Source organism: Pseudomonas sp. p50(2008) (genome assembly GCF_015351605.1).
Taxonomy (GTDB): Bacteria; Pseudomonadota; Gammaproteobacteria; order Pseudomonadales; family Pseudomonadaceae; genus Aquipseudomonas.
Window position 1 is genome coordinate 27533 of sequence record NZ_JACMYF010000016.1, and the last position, 19442, is coordinate 46974.

Consider the following 19442-nt stretch of genomic DNA (forward strand, 5'->3'; position numbering starts at 1 on the left):
GGTTTTCCTTAAAACAAGGGTGGTTCCAGGCTATTCAGGGGGGAAAGAAGCTCGCCGATGCGACGAACTCTGCGAAAGATAATTTGCGCGATCGATTCATGGCCCGTGGCAATGACCCCAAACAACCCAGCCAGGAGAAGTGCCCAGAAGCTGTTGCGCTTCCAGTCGCTTGCCTCGGCCAAGGCACTCTGGCGATGCTGTTCGGCTCGTTCAGAAAGGGACGGGCTTTCTGGGCCAAGCGCAGTTGCCTCGATGGCGTAGGCAATCCCGGCCGGCACGGAAAAGTCGCCCTTGATTTTTCTCTCTCGCAGATTTTTTGCTGTCAGCACGACCCACTTCGATGAGTTGCCACCGGCAACAGATGCCTGGGCTAGCACATACGCCTTGGCCACCTCGTCAAGATCCTCTCTGGAGCTGAGCAGGCGCTGAAGCGTCAGTAGGTTCTTCGACTCAACCGCGGAATAAAACTCGCTGGGCTTACTTGCCGTGCTTGTCGTTCCCGAATCCATCATCCCAGCAACCGCCCCCATGAAGTAGGGGTTTGGGGAGCAATGGAACCAAAAACCAACGTAAGCCCTACCAACGCTTTTCGGTGTCTTCTTCCCAGGCGCCCATCTCGACAAAACAGTTGCGCATGTCGGCCTCCTGGCTGATCTCGGTCAGCAGGTCATGCACGCTCTTGTCCAGCTCATCGTCGCTCCGATACGGAATGGTCAACTCATAGTGGCCGGCATCCAGCCGCTTCATGCCATAGGGCTCCAGGCAGTAGCGCTCAATGTTCTCCGTGGCCCGCTTCCGGCCGCGCACGAACTTGCTGTTATTCACCACCGCGAGGCGCAGGGTGACGGTGGCCACCCGCTCGGCGGCGGGCGGCTCTGCCGGCGACGCGGCCGAAGGCTGCTGGTCGCGTGACCTGGCGCTCTTCTGGTACGCGCCGATCTCGACACCACGGTGGCGCAGGTAGCTGTACAGCGTGCTCTTGGAGATGTGCAGCTTCTCGCCGATCGCGCTGACGCTCAGGCGACCTTCGCGGTAGAGGGTTTCGGCCGCCATGGCGGTGGCCTCAGCCTTGGCTGGCAGGCCCTTGGGACGGCCACCGATCCGGCCACGCGCCCGTGCGGCCGACAGACCCGCCTGAGTCCGCTCGCGGATCAGCTCGCGCTCGAACTCCGCCAGCGAGGCGAACAGGTTGAACACCAGGCGGCCTTGGGCGTGGGTGGTGTCGATGGGGTCATTCAGGCTCTGTAAGCCGACCTTGCGCTCTGCCAGCTCGCCGACCAACTCGACCAGGTGCTTGAGGGAACGCCCAAGGCGATCCAGCTTCCAGATCACCACGGCATCACCCGGCCGCACGTTGGCCAGCAGTTTGTCCAACTCCGGCCGGGCGCTTTTCGCGCCGCTGGCGATGTCTTGGTAGATGCGTTCGCACCCGGCCTGTTTCAGGGCATCGACTTGTAGGTCGGCTTTCTGATCCCGAGTGCTCACTCGCGCATAACCGATCTTCATCAAAAGTACTGTTTACTCGACTACGTTAGTAATAGTTGAACTTTGATTAAGCGTACCAGTTATTTGAACCGTAGCGCGGGGAGCTTAACGAACCGAGCCATTCCTCGATAGAGTTCGGCAAAACCTTCGTTTTGTCGAACCATTGCATCGCCCTTTGTGATTGGCGTATAAACACACAAACACCTATTAGCGGAGAACGCTATGAATACCATTCGCTGGAATGTCGCCGTCTCGGCCGACACCGACCAGTCGCTTCGGATGTTTCTGGCCAGCCAGGGCGGCGGCCGTAAGGGCGACCTGTCGCGCTTCATCGAAGAAGCGGTACGGGCACACATCCTGGAGCTGAGCGCTGAGCAGGCCAAGGCCGCTAACGCCCATCTGAGTGAGGCAGAATTGACCAACGCGGTTGACGAAGCGCTCGACTGGGCACGTAAGCGCTGATGCGGGTCGTGTTGGATACCAACATCCTGTTCAGCGCCCTGATCTCGCCACATGGCGCGCCCGATGCGATCTACCGTGCCTGGCGGGCGGCGCGTTTCGAGGTGGTGACCTCGCGGATGCAACTCGATGAAATTCGTCGAGCCAGCCGCTATCCCAAGCTTCAGGCCATCCTACAGCCCGCCAAGGTGGGCGCCATGATCAATAACCTGCAACGGGCTGTGGTACTGGAGCGCCTGACCATCGAGGTCGAAGCCGATGATCCGGATGACTCGTTTTTGCTGGCCATGGCCTTGGCGGGCGATGCGGACTACCTGATAACCGGTGATCGCCGCGCCGGCCTGCTGCAACGCGGGCACATCGAACGCACGCGGATCGTCACGCCCGCCGTGTTCTGCGTCGAGGTGCTGTGATCAATGCCGGTCGGTTTTCTGACTCAAGAGCAACGCGACGGTTTTGGCCGCTATGTTGATTCGCCCAGCCGTGAAGAGCTGGAACGTTACTTCCACCTGAGCGATGAAGACCGTGAAGCCATCCAGGTGCTGCGGGGTAACCATAACCGTCTGGGTTATGCCGTTCTGCTGACCACCGTCCGCTTCGTTGGCGTTCTGCCGGACAAGCCCGCCGCCGTGCCGGTGGAAGTCCTGCAGGTGCTTTGCCGACAACTGGCGATTCCAGACCCCGACTGCCTCCAGCGCTATAGCGATCATCGCCGCTGGATACATGCCACCGATATTCAGAACCGCTTTGGCTATCGTCATTTCACCGATCCGGGCATCGGCTTTCGCTTGAGCCGCTGGCTGTATGCCCTCTGCTGGACGGGCACCGACCGGCCGGGAGTGCTGTTTGAGCGAGCCACCTCGTGGCTGTTCACACAGAAAGTCCTCCTGCCTGGTGTGTCTCAACTAGAGCGCTTTATCGCCCAGTTGCGCAGTCGGGTCGAAGAACGCCTCTGGTTTACGCTGGGCCGCAGCGTGACTGAGGAACAGCGATTGCAACTGCAAGACTTGCTGACGGTGGCCGAAGGCAACCGCAGCTCCCGGCTGGATCAATTGCGCTCCGGCCCGGTCATGGTCAGTGGCCCCGCGTTGATTCGGGCACTGCGCCGGCTCGATGACGTGCGCGGCATCGGCATCACCTTGCCGGCGGCGGCGCACATCCCTCCCAGCCGTATCGCCGCCCTGGCCCGCTTCGCCAACACGGCCAAGGTCACCGCGATTAATCGGCTGCCGGCGTCGCGGCGGATGGCGACACTGGTGGCCTTCGCACTCTGCCTGGAGGCGACTGCGCACGACGACGCACTGGAAGTCCTGGAGGCCTTGCTGCGCGACCTGTTCAGCAACGCGGAGAAGGCCGACAAGAAAGCCCGCATGCGCAGCCTGAAAGACCTGGATCGGTCGGCCGCGACGCTCGCCGCCGCGTGCAAGGTCGTGCTGGACAGCTCGATCAGCGATGACAACGTGCGCGCCCGGCTGTTCAACGACCTGCCGAGGACCACCCTGGAAAAGGCCCTGGAAGAGGTCAACGCGCTGATCCGCCCGGTAGATGACGTCTATTTTCTTGCATTGGAAGCGCGCTACCGCAGCGTGCGCCGCTTCCTGCCCGACCTGCTCAAGCACATCCGCTTCGGCTTCAGCCCGGCCGGCAAGGGCGTGGCGGCTAGTCTGGAGTGGCTGCAACTGAACCTGCCGCGCCGGAAGCCAGAGGATGACGCGCCGCAGGAGATCGTGGCCAAGGCTTGGCAGAAGCACATCACCCGCGAAGATGGCTCCCTCGACATGGGTGCCTATGTGTTCTGCACGCTCGATGCGCTGCGCACGGCCCTGCGCCGCCGCGATGTCTTCGTCTCGCCCAGTTGGCGCTATGCCGACCCGCGCCTTGGCCTGCTCGACGGTGCCGAATGGCTGGCGGCGCGACCGATCATCTGCCGGTCACTGGGCCTGACCATCGACGCCAAAACCACCCTGGACGCCTTGTCCGTCGAGCTGGATGCAACCTGGCTGGCAGTAGCCGCGCGCCTGCCCGACAACCCGGCGATTCAACTGAGCGAGAACACCGAGGGCAAGACCGAACTGTCGCTCGGGGCGCTGGACAAGCTGGACGAGCCCTGCTCGTTGCTGCAACTGCGGGCGGCCGTGTCTGACCTGATGCCGCGTGTCGATCTGCCGGAAATCCTCTTGGAAATCGCCGCCCGCACTGGCTTTTCCGAGGCCTTCACCCATGTCTCCGAACGCAATGCACGCGCCGACAACCTGGTCACCAGCCTCTGCGCGGTGCTGTTGGGCGGGGCCTGCAACACCGGCCTGGAGCCCTTGATCCGCACCGACAACCCGGCGCTGCGCCGTGACCGGCTGTCCTGGGTCAGCCAGAATTATATCCGCGACGACACCCTGTCAGCGGCTAACGCCATCCTGGTCGGAGCGCAAAGCCAACTGGAACTGGCCCAAGTCTGGGGTGGCGGCGAGGTCGCCTCCGCCGATGGCATGCGCTTCGTCGTACCGGTGCGCACCGTGCATGCCGGCCCCAATCCGAAGTATTTCGGCACCGGCCGGGGTGTCACCTGGTACAACCTGATTTCCGACCAATTCTCCGGCCTCAACGCCATCACCGTGCCCGGCACGCTGCGCGACAGCCTGGTGTTGCTGGCGGTCGTGCTGGAACAGCAGACCGAGTTGCAGCCGACGCAAATCATGACCGACACCGGGGCCTACAGCGATGTGGTGTTCGGGCTCTTCCGCCTACTTGGCTACCACTTCAGTCCGCGGCTGGCCGATGTCGGCGGTACCCGCTTCTGGCGCACGCGCCCGGACGCGGACTACGGCAAGCTCAACGGGCTGGCCCGCCAGTCGGTCAAACTCGACCTGATCGCCGAGCACTGGGACGACCTGCTGCGCCTGGCCGGCTCGCTCAAACTCGGCCGGGTGCCGGCGACTGGCATCATGCGCACGCTGCAAACGGGAGATAGACCCACCCGGCTGGCCCAGGCGCTGGCCGAATTCGGGCGGATCGAAAAGACTCTGCACACGTTGACCTATATCGACGACGAGTCCAAGCGCCGCGCCACCCTGACCCAGTTGAACCGAGGCGAAGGCCGGCACAGCCTGGCCCGCGCCGTGTTCCACGGCAAACGCGGCGAGCTCCGCCAGCGCTACCGCGAAGGCCAGGAAGACCAGCTCGGTGCTCTGGGCCTGGTGGTGAACATCATCGTGCTGTGGAACACCCTCTACATGACGGCGGCCGTGGAACGGCTCAAGCAGCACGGCTATCCAGTGCTGGAAGAGGATTTGGCCCGGCTATCGCCGCTGATCTACGAGCACATCAACATGCTCGGGCGGTATTCCTTTGCGGTACCGGAAGAAGTTGCGCGCGGCGAGCTGCGGCCACTGCGTAATCCAGACGACGACCTGTGATCCCCCTAAACGCTATGAGCAACACCCAAGCTGCTGCTGGATCGGCGGGCACTTCACCGAGCCGAACGAACAGAAAACGCAGCAATCCCCTGGGTTGGGGCGCAGCAGCGCCTTGCAGTTGCTGCACTCGTAATAGAACTGGCAGGCGTCCGTGGGCATGGTTTCCGGCTTGGCGAAGCCGCAGCGCGGGCAAGTCAGCACGGACTCAAGGACAATGGCGCTCATCGTGACCTCACTTCTGCACTGTGGAGGGGTATCCCGCGTTCGCGGTCGCCTCAGTCAGTGCCTCGGGCTGGGCCTTATCGGGATCGTAGGTGACGGTCGCCGTCTTCTGGTCGAAATTGACCTGGACGTCACTCACGCCGGACACCTTCTCCAGCGACTTCTTGACCGTGATCGGACAGAGTCCGCACGTCATGTTCTGCACGTCGAGCGTGACGGTTTTCGGGGGAGCCGCCAGCGCCACGAAGGGCAAGGCGAAAAGCACGGCGATCAGCAGTTTGCGCATGGTTAATCTCCTTCAGTAGAACAGCGGGGCGAGCCACGGCACGGCCAATAGGCCGAGCAGCAGCACGCTGACGATCCAGAACACGAGTCGCTGTCGCACGAGCGTGCGCGGATCGGCGCAGGGTGTACCTGGCGTACAAACCTGTGGCACCAGGTAGAGCTTGCGGAATGCCAATCCCAGGAACAGTAGAGTCAACCCGATGAAGAGGGGGCGTAGTGGCTCCATCATGGTCAGAGCGCCCACCCACGTACCGCCGACACCGAGTGCCAACAGCACCAGTGGCCCGACACAGCACACCGACGCACCGATGGCGGTCAGCGAACTCGCGACCAGCGAGCCTTTCCCGGTGAGTTGCATCCCCATTCCCATCTCCTGAGCCTGATTGCCTAGGTGCTATTCTAAACTCCGTACCAAAGTACGGAATCAAGGAGAAAGTGATGGCCACAGAGCTGACCATTGGCAAGCTGGCAGACGCCGCCGGGGTGAACGTCGAGACGATCCGCTACTACCAGCGACGCGGGCTGCTGGATGAACCAGCCAAACCCTTGGGTGGCCATCGGCGCTATCCGGTGGACATGGTGAAGCGACTGCGTTTCATCAAGCGGGCTCAGGCGCTGGGTTTCACGCTCTCGGAAGTCGGTGGACTGCTGACGCTGGATGAGTCGTGCGCCTGTGCCGAAACGCGAGCACGGGCTGCACGCAAGCTCGCGTTGATCGAGCAGAAGATGGCCGACTTGGTCGTCATGCAGCAACTGTTAGGCGAACTGGTGCAGCAATGTGATGCGGGAGACGGCGGAACGATCTGCCCGATCATCGAGGCACTGATCAGAGAGTAATGCCTGGCGGGTGAGCTGGAGATCGGAAAGCCCCTTTACGGTGGGATTCAGAGCTTACGTTGGTTTTTGGTTCCATTGCTCCCCAAACCCCAGATTGCAACACTAATCAAAAAGGGAGGGAGTGCTCAGGACGTCGCAGCTCAGCACATGCATACCTGCATCGTGAACCGCGGTGCAGAGAACCCGCAGAACATTTGTCCCAAAGGAATTGAACCCAGGCGCTTGCTAAACCTTCTGGTGGAGTATGGCTACGCCACATCGCTCGCTGACGGCTCACCCTTCCCACCGGCAGCCTGCCTGAGGGTCGCCACCAACTCAAAAATACAGGGTTTCGCACTGTTTACCTCAGCTGCCGCGCGGTCAAGCATCACTACCGGACCTCTGGTCACAGATATGTACGTATGGGACGGCTTCTTCGACTACACCACCGATCGTGCGCCCCTATACACGCCCGACACCACCCGAGGCCATCCTCGGCTCCATTCGGTGTGTGTTGTGGGATACTTGCACGATGGCTGGATAATTAAGAACAGCTTCGGCACTTGATGGGGTGATAGGAACGCCTTCGCCACCATTGCGACCGGCACCTGTGGCCTTCTTACCGACGCTCCGCCGGCCGGCTTAGCACAGCGTCCCGCCTACACATTGGAGGTGTGAACACGTCAGCAGGTGCACGAGCAGTTGTGGGCCTTCATCCAGTCGCGACTGCTGGCCGGATTCCATTAAAATTTTGGGCCAGCGGGGTTGGCCTCAGCCTTGCTGGTGGGTGTGATCGTCAGCCGCAGGATCATCGGAGTGCCGCTGCTGGCTGAAGCGGGAGCCCAGCAACTGGTGTCGATTCTCGGACCTGCCATCCAGGAGATATTGCCGTCAGCCGAAGCGCCTGCCGCCTAGGAGTCCACCCGTAGAGCATACAACAGGATTGCGGGCAATTTAGTTCTACCTCCTTTGAAAAGCCCTTCTTAGAGGCTCATCGAGATGTTCTATGCGAGCCAGGATAGGCTTTGCAGAATACCGGTTGCAGACAATGCCTTACATCCACACATAGGGCCATCGGCACAGGCTCAAAAGCCGGGACATTTGGGTGCCAGGTCACAGTGGTGGCCCTAGCGGCTTAACCAGATACAGGTTCTCGATCAGCTCGGATCTGGCCGAAGCGACCTATAATGCGTCTTCAAATGATCGGAGCATCGTGGTCATGAAGCGCACACTTATTGGAATGGTCGAGGCTGGCGAGCCGCTGATATGGCAAACGCTTGAGGCCATTCAAAGGGCCTCTGAAGCTGAGGATTCTGAATTACCTTTGCATGAGGTTCGGTGTTTTTACCTATTGGCGGATTCGGTTTACCCAGCCGTCATTGACTCTCTGCTTGCCAAAGCTGGTCAACCACCGTCGTTCGCTCACCAGGATCCCGCCAGTAAATGACGCAAAAAACACCATTCCTTTATCCTGATCACCCTATGTATACCGAGGCCGTGGAGGCGTTGAAGCGTTACCACGAGGCGCAAGCTTCTGGGTGTCTCGCCGAAGAAATCGAACGGCTGCGTCAAATTGCGGAGTTACAGTTCCAAGCTGTGAACGAATATCAGCTCAGAGCCCTAGGCTACTATTCTCGAAAAAGCCATTGATGGGCTAGGTATGCGGGCGTTTTCTTGGGTGCCCTATTGAGCCGAATGCCGCACTGTTTGAGCAGTACGCCGACGCACTAACAATGCCCTGCGTCGAGCATTGGGCATCTACCCGATTTTGGTGGCGTTGCCGTACCGCATGCCGGGAACACTTGCGCGCCATGCGTGGACGGTTGCTCCAGCGACGTCGAGAAGCCACTTAGCAGTGGGTGTATTCTATCGATCGACTGCGCAAGAAGACTCGGCTTGCGGTAGCTAATGAATTCCTCTCCCCGACGCATTGTAATGACGCCCGGCAGAGGCCGGACGCCACCCATCTTACGCTGCCAGCACTAGTGTTAGTGATAAGCCTCGCCAGGTTTTACCTTGCCGCGGAACACGTGATAACTCCAGAAGGTATAAGCCAAGATAATCGGGATGATGAATAGCGCGCCGATCAGCGCGAACAACTGACTGGTCAATGGCGCAGCGGCCTGCCACAAGGTCAGGCTCGGCGGCACAATGTTCGGCCAGATACTGATCGCCAGGCCAAGGTAGCCGAGGAAGACCAACCCCACCACGGCGATAAAAGGCATGTGCGAGTGGCGCTTGCGAAGGGTCTTCAAAATCACCATTACCACCAACGCCGCTAGAGCAGCGATTAGCGCTGAACGCAACCAGTGGCTGGCATCGAACCAACGCTGGGCAATATCGTCGTTCAACGAAGCGGACCAGATACAAATCGTCACAATCACCACTGCCAAGGCGTAGGTAAGCGGCCGGCTGTAGCGACGCATACGCGTCTCAAGCATGCCGTCAGTTTTGATCAGCAGCCAGGTGCTGCCCAATAGCGCGTAAGTCAGCAGCAAGCCGACGCCGCAGAACATTGGGAACGGCGCCAACCAGTCCCAGCCGGAGCCGGCGAACTGACGGCCCACCATTGGGATACCACTGATGTAAGTGCCAATAGCCACGCCCTGGAAGAAAGTCGCCAGGACCGAACCACCAATGAAGGCCTTGTCCCACAGATGACGCTTGTGTGCCTCGGCCTTGAAGCGGAACTCGAAAGCTACGCCGCGGAAGATCAGTCCGGCTAGTACCAGCACCAAAGGCAGGTAAAGCGCTTCGAGGATTACTGAGTAGGCCAGCGGGAAGGCGCCGTACAACGCCGCCGCGCCGAGCACCGCCCAGGTCTCGTTGCCGTCCCACACCGGAGCCACTGTATTCATCATCACATCACGGTCGCTGGAGTCGCCGATCAGTGGGAAGAGAATCCCCAACCCCAGGTCGAAGCCGTCCATGATCACATACATCATCAGACCGAAGGCGATGATCACGCCCCAAATGACTGATAGGTCGATACCTTGAATTACCATTTTTGCCAGCTCCTTTTCAGTCGGCGACGGACAGCGGGCGACGCGCCGTAGCCAGCGATTCCGGTTGATCAGCGCTCGGCATTTGCTCGTGCGCGGTCGGCCCCTTGCGCACCAGGCTCATCATGTAGCAGATGCCGACGGTAAATACCGAGAAGTAGATAAGCACGAACAACCCCAGCGTCAGGCTCATCTGCGCAGCGCTGTGATTGGACGCCGCTTCGTTGGTCCGCAACATGCCGTAGACCACCCAGGGCTGGCGGCCCACCTCAGTGGTGAACCAGCCTGCCAGTAGTGCGATCAGCCCGGACGGCCCCATTAGCAAGGCGAACCCGAGGAACAGGCGGTTACGGTACAGTGCGCCGTTCCGACGCAGCACCAAGGCCAGCAGCGCGCAGGCGAGCATCAGCATCCCTAAACCGGCCATGACCCGGAAGCTCCAGAACACGACGGTCGAGTTGGGGCGGTCCTCTTTCGCGAAGCTTTTTAACGCCGGGATCTGCCTATCCAAGCTATGGGTCAGTATCAGGCTGCCCAGATAGGGGATCTCAATGGCGAAGCGAGTCTTCTCGGCCTCCATATCCGGCCAGCCTGCCAGGATCAGCGGCGACGGCTCACCGGGGATGTTCTCCCAGTGCCCTTCGATGGCAGCGATCTTCGCCGGCTGGTGCTCCAGAGTGTTCAAGCCATGAGCATCGCCCACCACTATCTGCACCGGTGTAGCGACAAGAATCATCCACATGCCCATCGACAACATCTTGCGAATCTGCGGCGTGTTGCGCCCGCGCAATAAGTGCCAGGCGGCGGAAGCCGAGACAAAAAACGCAGTGCTGAGGAACGCGGCCAACGCCATGTGGGCCAGACGGTATGGGAACGACGGGTTAAAGACGATTTTGAACCAGTCAAGCGGTACCACCCGGCCATCAATGATCTCGATACCCTGTGGGGTCTGCATCCAGCTGTTCGAGGAAAGGATCCAGAACATAGAAATCAGCGTACCAATGGCGACCATAACCGTGGCAAAGAAGTGCAGCTTGCGCCCTACCCGGTCCCAGCCGAACAGCATGACCCCGAGGAAACCCGCCTCAAGGAAGAATGCGGTGAGGACCTCATAGGTCAGCAACGGTCCGGTGACACTGCCAGCGAAATCAGAGAAGCGCGCCCAGTTGGTGCCGAACTCATAAGCCATGACCAGGCCCGAGACAACGCCCATGCCGAAGTTGACGGCGAAGATCTTTGACCAGAACTTATACAAGTCCTTATAGACCGCATTGTTGGTTTTGAGCCAGCAACCTTCGAGCACGGCCAGGAAACTGGCCAGACCAATAGTGATAGCCGGGAAAATGATGTGGAAAGAGACCGTGAAGGCGAACTGAATCCGCGCCAGGTCCAACGCAGTTAAAACTGACATAACAATATCCTTATAGACAGACGGGCTACCCAAAACTATGACCATCCTCAACCTGAACTTTAACTTTACTCATCAAAGGCGCAAGTAAGGTGGTCTGACGGAGTCCTCTAGGACGAGATCAAGGGTATCCGAGCAGCAATTGTAGGAACGCGAGAGCTCTGTGCTAAGCCCAACGAAATTTGGACTATCAGTTCACCGCCCATCAACTGGTAAATTATGGCCCAAACCGCTTGAATTAAAATAATTTTATTTACTCATCAGCACCACCTGGGGTACAAAGAAGATAGTCGCGACAATTAGCCGCACCAACTCCTATAGTTGGGTTGCCTCATCAAGTCGACCAGTCATCACAACAGATACAGCCTATTTTTTTGAGGACCTATCGTCAAATTGAAAATAACGACGAAATGATCAATTTTATCTATCCCCTTCCACTCAAGCGCACGATCACCCTTGATAGACGCGCCCTATGAGATAAATGAAAAAAGCAATCTAACCGACACCGCCCCCTCGCGGAGTAAAATCAATGAATCAATCGTCGCCGTAGGTGCGGCCTTGTTATAGACCGCCAGTGCTAAGACGCTCTAGACACTCACTCATTATCCGATCACACACCGACCGGCACCACTTCCAGCACTATCCACCTCTTTCTAGCTTCATCGAGACCAGCAATTAACTCGAAGACTCTTTCGGCCGTGACGAAAGCGGCTTGCCCCTTGACGCGATCGTACGCACGCTTGAGCGCGAACTCCTCAGTGCATTGGGTACACCATTCTTCCACGCCTCTAAACCTTGACGAGAAACGACGAACTTCGAATCGCGCCTCTGCCGTAACTCAGTGGATGGTAGACGGCGGTAGACCAGCTACCAAGAAGTGGGAATCGATCACCCCCTGAATGAGCGACTCGAACAAAAGCCCTAATTTACGAACCTCTTCCAAAGGCACGCCGCTCTCGTCCGCTTCCTTATAAGTTCGATAGGCCGTAAGCGCCTCGCGAAGCAGGACATCGCTTTCAAGATCAGCCGCCCCAATTGTCAGTTTCATGATTCATCCCAAATACCTTACCCAACGAACTCTAGGGCACTAATTACTCCAAGCCTGCTGAACAAACTTGATCAAAGCCTAATCAAGGGCGCTAAATAGGCAGGACAGAAAAGCACCTGCCAGTGAGGAGTGCCCTACAGCTTCGCTCGGACGTCCAGCCCCTCAAAACGGTGGTCAGAGGCCATAACAGCCTCTGACCCTTGTTATCAATGAAATAGATATAGCCTCGGCTAATCCAATACTCAACACAGGCCCTTAACTCCACAATCAACCAGCAGAATCGCTTGACCCACAACACCTCAACCCTCAACCCTCAACCCTCAACAGCTACATATAAATAAACTGTCGATACAATGCATCCAACTGCACACGAATGTTTTCTACACTCTCATCGTCATGTCGATCTGTATATTCAAGCAACTCCTGCTCCTTGTTAGTTATCAGTTCGCAAAGCGTTGATAAATTTTCGCAAAACTTGCTTGAGTGGACGACCGGCTCTACTACCAGAGTCGCTTCATCAGCCATTTTGCGGACCGAGGATACAGGTGAAATCCCTTTTAGTTTGTTGAATTCAATTTGACGTTCGCGACGACTCTTGGTTTCGTCAATTGCTTCTTGCATCGCAGGGGTCACAGTATCGGCATACAAAATAGCCGTACCATTTTGATTCCTCGCAACTCGACCGATCATTTGAATCAGCGCATGTGCAGATCGTAAAAAGCCAGCGCGATCAGCATCTAAAATGGCCACCAAAGATGCTTCAGGAATATCCAAACCTTCACGTAATAGACTAACTCCAATTAACACGTCGAAATCGCCTGCGCGCAATCCATTAATGATCTCAACCCGAGCATCAGCCTTGGTATCCGAGTGCATGTACCGGACGCGTACTCCCTGATCCGCCATAAAGGTACTCAGATCCTCGGCCTCAACTTTTGTTAACGCCGTGACCAATACCCTTTCATTGTTTTGCACACGCACAGATATTTCCCGAAGCAAATCGTCCATACGCCCCTCCAAAGGCCTTACTTCCACTTCTGGATCTAGCAACCCTGTAGGCCGAATTACTTGCTCAACAACTCTGCCCGCTGAAGCTTTGAGCTCATAGGGCCCTGGAGTTGCTGATACAAAAATGGCCTGAGGCTTAATGCCTTCAAATTCCTCAAAGCTCAATGGACGATTATTTTTTGACGAAGGAAGGCGGAAACCATAGTCTATTAATGTCTCTTTGCGACTTTGATCCCCACGATACATAGCTGAAATCTGAGGGACCATGACATGAGACTCATCAATAAATAGCAAGCCATCTTTAGGAAGGTAATCGAGCAGAGTTGTCGGATGCAGCGAAGAATCACGCTCATTCATATAACACGAGTAGTTCTCAATTCCGGAACAGTATCCAAGCTCACGCATCATTTCCACATCATTGGTAACTCTCTCATACAAGCGATTAGCTTCCACGAGACGGTTCTCTCGATTAAATTCCTCTACCCTCGACTCCATCTCGGCCAGTATTTCGACGGCAGCTGATTCAATTTTATTTCTCGGCGTTACAAACAAGGTCTTAGGCGATACCAGGTAGCTATCTACCTCTTCTAACAACTTACCAGTAATAGGGTCTAACCATTGAACCAACTCGATGTAATCATCCAACAGTACAACTCGAATGGCCCTATGCTCTGAATCCGCCGGGAAGATATCTATGATATCCCCGCGCACACGAAACGACCCACGCCTCAGAACCCGATCGACGCGATCATATTGCAGCAAAGCCAATTTTCGAATTAGTTCACCCTGCTCGATTTCTACTCCGCGTGCTAGCCGAACCTGTAGCGCACGGTAGCTGTCTGGATCTCCTAATCCATAAATTGAAGACACAGAAGCAACGACAATGACATCGCGGCGTTCAATCAATGACTTCGTAGTGGAAAGACGTAGGCGCTCCAGGTGCTCATTTATTGCCGAGTCCTTTTGAATGAAGCGATCGCTCCCAGGCATATAGACTTCGGGCTGAAAGTAATCGTAATAGGAAACAAAATACTCCACCGCATTTTCAGGAAAGAAGTTCTTCATCTCACTATAGAGCTGTGCGGTCAACGTCTTGTTGGGTGCCAAAATCAAGGTGGGCCGCTTAAGGCGATGAATCACATTGGCCATGGTGAAGGTCTTACCAGAACCAGTGATACCCTTCAACATCTGATGTGTTGCACCCTCTTCAATCCCTGAGATCAGGCGTGCTACGGCCTCTGGCTGATCCCCTGCCGGCGTATAGTTTGAGTGCAAAATGAATTTACCACTTGACATGACAATCCTCCAAATCGCGACTTGGTATTCAACTGGCGTATCAGCCAATTGAAATACTCGAACCTACCCTTAGTGGTACAGAACTTTCGGCAACTCGAAACTGATAGTGAAATATGCCTCCAGTTGGTAGCAACCACGTTTTGGGCTCTATGCACCGAGAGTGCTCACCTACAAACACCCTAAAGTGTTGACCGAGTCGAGCAAAAAATCCAATCAACTCGTGCCTTTGTCTCACTGATGCACCGCCAAGCCTTAGCGCAGATCGTGCTAAACAGCTAAGGTGGCACGTATATTTCGACCTGAACTGGTTCACAAAGCCTCTCATGGACGACCAGCTCAAGATAGCCGCGCGATACGCCTGGGCGGCCGTTAGTCTTTTGCTCGAAGTCGGCGATGGATCGACATTATGGCTCGGACAGGAATGGCTAACTCAGGACTACTAGCCACTTCTAAGAAAGCTCGAACCGAGGCAGACTCGAATGAATTTTTGCCAGCAACAAGGGCAATGGTGCAGTGTGATGGCGTTCCAGTGATCACAACCGCCCTGACATTGGCCACATGCAAAAAATTATTAGCTAAGGACTGTGGAAGAACTGCAAAAAATCTACCTGTCGAAATGTGCGAGACCAGTACACTCACTGAATCAGTTACAACAGATCGCATTTTACTTTGCTCAAGCCTACTTTCTACAGCAACTGAGAAAGTAGAAGCCAACAAACAGAGCTGCCTGCTTAACACATCTTCCCACGTTACGCTTGCAGGAAGTTCCAAGCCGAAACACCCAAAAAGAAACAACCGCTCCTTATGCAGGACTCGCGTATCGAAATCCTCCATGCAAGTGTTCTCAAGATGCATAAGTGCCACGTCTAGACCATTACTTTTAATCCCTTGCAGCAATGAACATGGGCTAGCAGTACTGATAGTTTGCTGCAACAGTGGGAATTTTTCAGCAAGTGCAGCACTTAAGATCGGGGATATAGAAGTCGTCCCCGGTACGATACCCAGCCGCAACTCACCTTCGAATCCACTTCGCAATGCGGCAAGTTCTCGATCTAAGGCTCTGCAGTCATCAGACATTTTTTGAGCCAATGCCAACACACGATACCCTTCCAATGTCAGGCCATCATAGCGCCTGCCATGGCGCACGATCTCGACACCCATGTCCTTTTCCAACTGTCTAATTCCGGAAGAAAGCGTAGGCTGAGAGACATTACAGATTCTGGCTGCGTTACCATAGTGCCCCTCGCGATAGAGAGCCAACAAGTATTCAAAATTTCTGACAATCATATGTGACCTCATCTACCAGCCTGGCACACTCCCTCGTCGCCAGTTATACTCTGGCAGAGTACGCTCTTTTTACATCCGAGCACTCAACATGACCATACACATTAGCTGCCGATATGCACTCCAACCTTTCAACCTTTCAACCTTTCAACCTTTCAACCTTTCAACCTTTCAACCTGGACGTACGAAAACTTCAATCATCACTTAAATCCATCTAAGAGATCACCATGCGCATATTCACAATCGGCTTTACTAAGACCACCGCGCAGTCATTCTTTACAAGACTAGGGGAATCCGGTGCTAAGCGCCTAATCGACGTTCGCCTAAACAATACATCTCAACTGTCGGGCTTTGCTAAACGCGACGACCTCAACTACTTCACCAAAAAAATCTGTGAGATTGAATACCATCATCTCCTATTGCTGGCACCCACAGCAGACATGTTTAACGAGTACAAAAGTAAAGGTGGTGATTGGACGCACTACGCCGATAGCTTCCTAAAATTAATGTCATCGAGAAAGATAGAGAATATAGACAAGGAAATCATGGACGGCAGCTGCCTCCTTTGCAGCGAAAATAAACCTCACCACTGTCACCGTCGACTTGTTGCTGAATACCTGGCGAGCAAATGGCCAAATGTGGAGATCGTGCACCTTTAATATGCTAGCGATGTGAATCGAAAGCGCCGACATCTATCCCAGCTGCATACTCTACGGGTGAAATCTTGCTTATAGGGTACACATTCAGCTCATGTTTCCATCCCACAATATACGGTAAACGCGAGCTAGGTGCCGATCTCACATTCACTACCTAGAAGCTGCATACGTCCTGCAGGAACTGACAATCATCCCTGACTATCAATTCACCGTTGCAGTCTTACTTGGGTTCCAGCTCGGCGGGCCCACGCTTGGCCTGCGGTGTCGACCGCATGATCAGACGTGACCCTCGGTAACCGACACTGTGGTTCCAGACCCAACTCAGCGCGACACTCAAGCGATTGCGCACGCCAATCAGGAAATAGATGTGCGCCAGCTTCCAGATCCACCAAGCGAGTGCCCCACGCAGCTTCAGACGCCCCATGTCGATCACCGCCAGGCTACGACCGATGGTGGCCAGGTTGCCCTGGTGCTTGTACTTGAACGGCTCATCCACACTTTTGCCTTTCAGCCGCTTCTTGATCAGATTGGCAACGTACTGGCCTTGCTGCTTGGCCGCCGGCGCGATACCTGGCACGTACTTGCCATCCGACATCGCCGATGCCGCCGTGTCGCCAATCACGAAAATCTCGGGATGCCCCGGCACGCTCATGTCCGGCCTGACCAGCACTCGACCGGCACGATCCGCCTCGGCATTCAGCCAACGAGCGGCGGGTGACGCTTGCACCCCGGCCGCCCAGACAATGGTCTTAGCTGGAAGCGGCTTGCCCGCAACGATGACACCGTCAGCCGAGCAGTCGGTGACCGGAGCGCCCAACGCCACTTCAACGCCAAGCTTTTCCAGTGCGCGCCGGGTGTAGTCCGAGAGCTTCTCAGGGAACACCGGCAGCAGACGCGGCCCCGCCTCGATCAGCACCACCCGGGTAGCCCGCGGATCAATGGAACGGAAGTCATGGGCCAACGTGTCTTTCGCCAGCTCAGCGATCGTGCCCGCCAGTTCGACCCCCGTGGGACCGCCGCCGATGATCACGAAGGTCTGCAGTGCGGCACGCTCCGCCGGATTGTTGGAGCGTTCGGCCTCCTCGAACGCGGAGAGAATCCGTCCGCGAATCGTGGCAGCGTCCTCCAGAGTCTTCAGGCCGGGCGCATGGGGCTCCCATTCATCGTGACCAAAGTAGGCGTGCGTTGCCCCCGTCGCCAGGACCAGCGTGTCGTAACCGACGGTCGAACCGTTGTCGAGCAGGACTTGTCGCGAGCCGACATCCACACCCTGCACCTCCGCCATGAGCGTCTGCACATTCTGACGGTTGCGGAACAGGTAGCGAATCGGCCAGGCAATTTCAGAGGTCGACAGCGACGCGCCGGCCACCTGGTACAGCAGGGGCTGGAACAGGTGATAGTTGCGGCGATCGATGATCGTTACGTCCACGTCGGCGCCGGAGAATCCGTTGACAACGTCCAGCCCGCCGAAACCCGCGCCAACGACGACGACATGATGCCGTTTGTCAGAGGTCTTTTTCATCTTCAGGGTCTCCAGTGTTCAGCGATTCAACGCAGCCGCATGGTGGGCCATGTGTCCGCCCAGGTAGCTCGAAATAAAGTAGTAGCTATGGTCATGCCCGGGCCGCAGGTTGAGGGTCAACGGATGCCCTGCCTGTTCACAGGCGGCGCGCAGCAGTTCTGGGCGCAGCTGGTTCTCGAGAAACTCATCGCCCAGCCCTTGATCGACCAGCAACGGCAAGCGCTCTTGCGCAGAACGGATCAGTTCGACCGTGTCATAGCGCTTCCAGTCATCCTGGTTGTGCTCGCCCAGGTAAGCCGCCAGAGCCTTCTGCCCCCAGGGCACTTGTGTGGGGGCGACGATCGGCGAGAATGCCGAAACACTCGCATAACGACCTGGGTTGCGCAGCGCAATGACCAGGGCACCATGTCCACCCATGGAGTGCCCGCTGATGCTGCGCTTGGACGACGCTGGGAAGTTAGCCTCGATCAGCGCCGGCAGTTCGTCGACCACATAGGAATACATCTGGAAGTGATCGCTCCAGGGCAGCTCCGTGGCGTTCACATAGAAACCCGCCCCTTGGCCGAGGTCATAGGCCGCGTCGTCGGCGACGTTCTCCCCGCGTGGGCTGGTATCGGGGGCGACGACTATGATCCCATGCTCTGCGGCATACTGCTGCACGGCCGCCTTGGTGATGAAGTTTTGCTCCGTACAAGTCAGCCCAGACAGCCAGTAAAGTACCGGAAGCTTTTTATGTTCGGCCTGAGGGGGGAGATAGATGCCGAACTTCATCGTGCAACCGAGCACGGTCGACTCATGCTGATAGACGTCCTGCCAACCCTCGAAGCTGGCGTGATGTTCAATGCGTTCCATGGATATTCTCCTCATCTCTACGAGCCAGCGTTACCACTGGCATGAAGGATCACTGCTACAAACCCGGGCGCCACCACACCACGAAGGCCAGATGTCGTCTTCGATGTGCAAGTAATAAAATGTGCAAGCCAGTGAGACATCAAAACGAGAAATACAGCAAATGACACAGCCCACTGGCTTGCTGTGAATTCCGTGTGTCTTGCAACGCCTTCGGCCATGAAGGCGAGACAATTACCTTTCGGAGCTCGCGTCAGCTGACGTGGTCTCCGAGTGCCGTGGCCGCGTGGCATGAGTAGACATGCCAGGCACGGTCACGGCCAGAGCGGAAGGTGCGGTCGTCCTAACCGGAGCAGGCTCCGTTCACAACGACCTCACGACTCCTTGGTTTCAGACAAAGGTGTAGGCACACACTTTGTTACCAGCTGGGTCACGCAGGTAGGCCGCGTAGGCACCCGGCAGGTGGCCACGTGGACCTGGCTGGCCTTCATCGCTACCGCCAGCGGCGAGGCCGGCAGCGTGGAACGCATCCACTTCAGCGGTGGTGGCGGCAGCGAAACCGACGGTTACGCCATTGCTGGTAGGTGCAGCACCATTGCCTGGACGGGCGATGATGAACGCTGGCTTGTCACGGCCGTACAGCACCCAATCGTTACCGAAAGGACCCAGGTTCTTGATGCCGAGGGCACCCA

General features: G+C 56.8%; 21 protein-coding genes. 8 read left to right on the plus strand and 13 right to left on the minus strand.

Annotation, left to right across the window (positions count from 1 at the left end; genetic code table 11):
* Positions 1 to 8 precede the first annotated feature (8 nt).
* Positions 9 to 512 (minus strand): hypothetical protein, encoded by a 504-nt coding sequence (locus H7698_RS30070; protein WP_016980297.1) that lies wholly within the window; start codon positions 510 to 512, stop codon positions 9 to 11.
* A 64-nt stretch (positions 513 to 576) separates the two neighbouring features.
* Positions 577 to 1506: a recombinase family protein gene (locus tag H7698_RS30075; RefSeq protein WP_003150544.1), complete on the minus strand. Its 930-nt coding sequence runs from the start codon at positions 1504 to 1506 to the stop codon at positions 577 to 579.
* Between the two features lie 201 nt (positions 1507 to 1707).
* Between H7698_RS30075 and H7698_RS30080 the strand changes: the two genes are divergently transcribed.
* The 3 genes from H7698_RS30080 to H7698_RS30090 are packed head-to-tail and all read left to right on the plus strand — an operon-like array spanning position 1708 to position 5354.
* Positions 1708 to 1947 (plus strand): ribbon-helix-helix domain-containing protein, encoded by a 240-nt coding sequence (locus H7698_RS30080; RefSeq protein WP_003089107.1) that lies wholly within the window; start codon positions 1708 to 1710, stop codon positions 1945 to 1947.
* Complete coding sequence (locus H7698_RS30085) at positions 1947 to 2357, plus strand: putative toxin-antitoxin system toxin component, PIN family (protein WP_003463562.1); 411 nt, start codon at positions 1947 to 1949, stop codon at positions 2355 to 2357. Before H7698_RS30080 ends, H7698_RS30085 begins: the two co-directional genes overlap by 1 nt.
* A 3-nt stretch (positions 2358 to 2360) precedes the next feature.
* Positions 2361 to 5354 carry a Tn3 family transposase gene (locus H7698_RS30090; protein ID WP_003299771.1) on the plus strand — a complete coding sequence of 998 codons (2994 nt, stop codon included), beginning with the start codon at positions 2361 to 2363 and terminating at the stop codon, positions 5352 to 5354.
* Between the two features lie 12 nt (positions 5355 to 5366).
* On the opposite strand, the gene H7698_RS30095 is transcribed toward H7698_RS30090, so the two are convergent.
* Genes H7698_RS30095 through H7698_RS30105 form a run of 3 tightly spaced genes read right to left on the minus strand, consistent with a single transcriptional unit; the run spans position 5367 to position 6225 of the window.
* Positions 5367 to 5579, minus strand: coding sequence for a GDCCVxC domain-containing (seleno)protein (locus tag H7698_RS30095; RefSeq protein WP_003089113.1), 213 nt, complete (start codon positions 5577 to 5579; stop codon positions 5367 to 5369).
* Between the two features lie 7 nt (positions 5580 to 5586).
* On the minus strand, positions 5587 to 5862 hold the full coding sequence (gene merP, locus H7698_RS30100; protein WP_003150552.1) for a mercury resistance system periplasmic binding protein MerP: 276 nt from the start codon (positions 5860 to 5862) through the stop codon (positions 5587 to 5589).
* A 12-nt stretch (positions 5863 to 5874) separates the two neighbouring features.
* The gene (locus H7698_RS30105) at positions 5875 to 6225 is read right to left on the minus strand and encodes a mercuric transporter MerT family protein (RefSeq protein ID WP_003089115.1); all 351 of its coding nucleotides are present in this window, start codon (positions 6223 to 6225) and stop codon (positions 5875 to 5877) included.
* A gap of 74 nt (positions 6226 to 6299) precedes the next feature.
* On the opposite strand from H7698_RS30105, the gene merR reads away from it, so the two are divergent.
* From merR to H7698_RS30125, 4 genes are all read left to right on the plus strand, one after another.
* Entirely contained in the window at positions 6300 to 6698 is a 399-nt protein-coding gene (gene merR, locus H7698_RS30110; protein ID WP_003089120.1) for an Hg(II)-responsive transcriptional regulator, read from the plus strand.
* Between the two features lie 744 nt (positions 6699 to 7442).
* The gene (locus H7698_RS30115) at positions 7443 to 7592 is read left to right on the plus strand and encodes a TetR/AcrR family transcriptional regulator (protein WP_016973425.1); all 150 of its coding nucleotides are present in this window, start codon (positions 7443 to 7445) and stop codon (positions 7590 to 7592) included.
* Between the two features lie 304 nt (positions 7593 to 7896).
* Positions 7897 to 8124: a hypothetical protein gene (locus H7698_RS30120; RefSeq protein WP_016973426.1), complete on the plus strand. Its 228-nt coding sequence runs from the start codon at positions 7897 to 7899 to the stop codon at positions 8122 to 8124.
* On the plus strand, positions 8121 to 8327 hold the full coding sequence (locus tag H7698_RS30125) for a hypothetical protein (RefSeq protein ID WP_016973427.1): 207 nt from the start codon (positions 8121 to 8123) through the stop codon (positions 8325 to 8327). The genes H7698_RS30120 and H7698_RS30125 overlap by 4 nt, the downstream gene beginning before the upstream one ends.
* A 338-nt stretch (positions 8328 to 8665) precedes the next feature.
* Here H7698_RS30125 and cydB read toward each other — a convergent pair whose 3' ends face one another.
* The 5 genes from cydB to H7698_RS30150 form a co-directional block, all read right to left on the minus strand.
* Positions 8666 to 9682, minus strand: coding sequence for a cytochrome d ubiquinol oxidase subunit II (gene cydB / locus H7698_RS30130; RefSeq protein ID WP_016973428.1), 1017 nt, complete (start codon positions 9680 to 9682; stop codon positions 8666 to 8668).
* 16 nt (positions 9683 to 9698) lie between these two features.
* On the minus strand, positions 9699 to 11090 hold the full coding sequence (locus H7698_RS30135; protein ID WP_016973429.1) for a cytochrome ubiquinol oxidase subunit I: 1392 nt from the start codon (positions 11088 to 11090) through the stop codon (positions 9699 to 9701).
* Between the two features lie 835 nt (positions 11091 to 11925).
* Entirely contained in the window at positions 11926 to 12135 is a 210-nt protein-coding gene (locus H7698_RS30140; RefSeq protein ID WP_016973431.1) for a hypothetical protein, read from the minus strand.
* Positions 12136 to 12462: 327 nt separating this feature from the next.
* On the minus strand, positions 12463 to 14439 hold the full coding sequence (gene uvrB / locus H7698_RS30145) for an excinuclease ABC subunit UvrB (RefSeq protein ID WP_016973432.1): 1977 nt from the start codon (positions 14437 to 14439) through the stop codon (positions 12463 to 12465).
* Positions 14440 to 14808: 369 nt separating this feature from the next.
* Complete coding sequence (locus tag H7698_RS30150; RefSeq protein WP_079384147.1) at positions 14809 to 15726, minus strand: LysR family transcriptional regulator; 918 nt, start codon at positions 15724 to 15726, stop codon at positions 14809 to 14811.
* 224 nt (positions 15727 to 15950) lie between these two features.
* On the opposite strand from H7698_RS30150, the gene H7698_RS30155 reads away from it, so the two are divergent.
* The gene (locus H7698_RS30155; RefSeq protein ID WP_016973433.1) at positions 15951 to 16382 is read left to right on the plus strand and encodes a DUF488 domain-containing protein; all 432 of its coding nucleotides are present in this window, start codon (positions 15951 to 15953) and stop codon (positions 16380 to 16382) included.
* A 217-nt stretch (positions 16383 to 16599) separates the two neighbouring features.
* On the opposite strand, the gene H7698_RS30160 is transcribed toward H7698_RS30155, so the two are convergent.
* The 3 genes from H7698_RS30160 to H7698_RS30170 all read right to left on the minus strand — a co-directional run.
* Positions 16600 to 17901: an NAD(P)/FAD-dependent oxidoreductase gene (locus H7698_RS30160; RefSeq protein WP_052155507.1), complete on the minus strand. Its 1302-nt coding sequence runs from the start codon at positions 17899 to 17901 to the stop codon at positions 16600 to 16602.
* An 18-nt stretch (positions 17902 to 17919) separates the two neighbouring features.
* Positions 17920 to 18753: an S-formylglutathione hydrolase gene (fghA, locus tag H7698_RS30165; protein ID WP_016974193.1), complete on the minus strand. Its 834-nt coding sequence runs from the start codon at positions 18751 to 18753 to the stop codon at positions 17920 to 17922.
* Positions 18754 to 19140: 387 nt separating this feature from the next.
* Positions 19141 to 19442, minus strand: a 302-nt coding sequence (locus tag H7698_RS30170; RefSeq protein WP_194693814.1) for a VOC family protein, incomplete at its 5' end; no start/stop codon positions are given.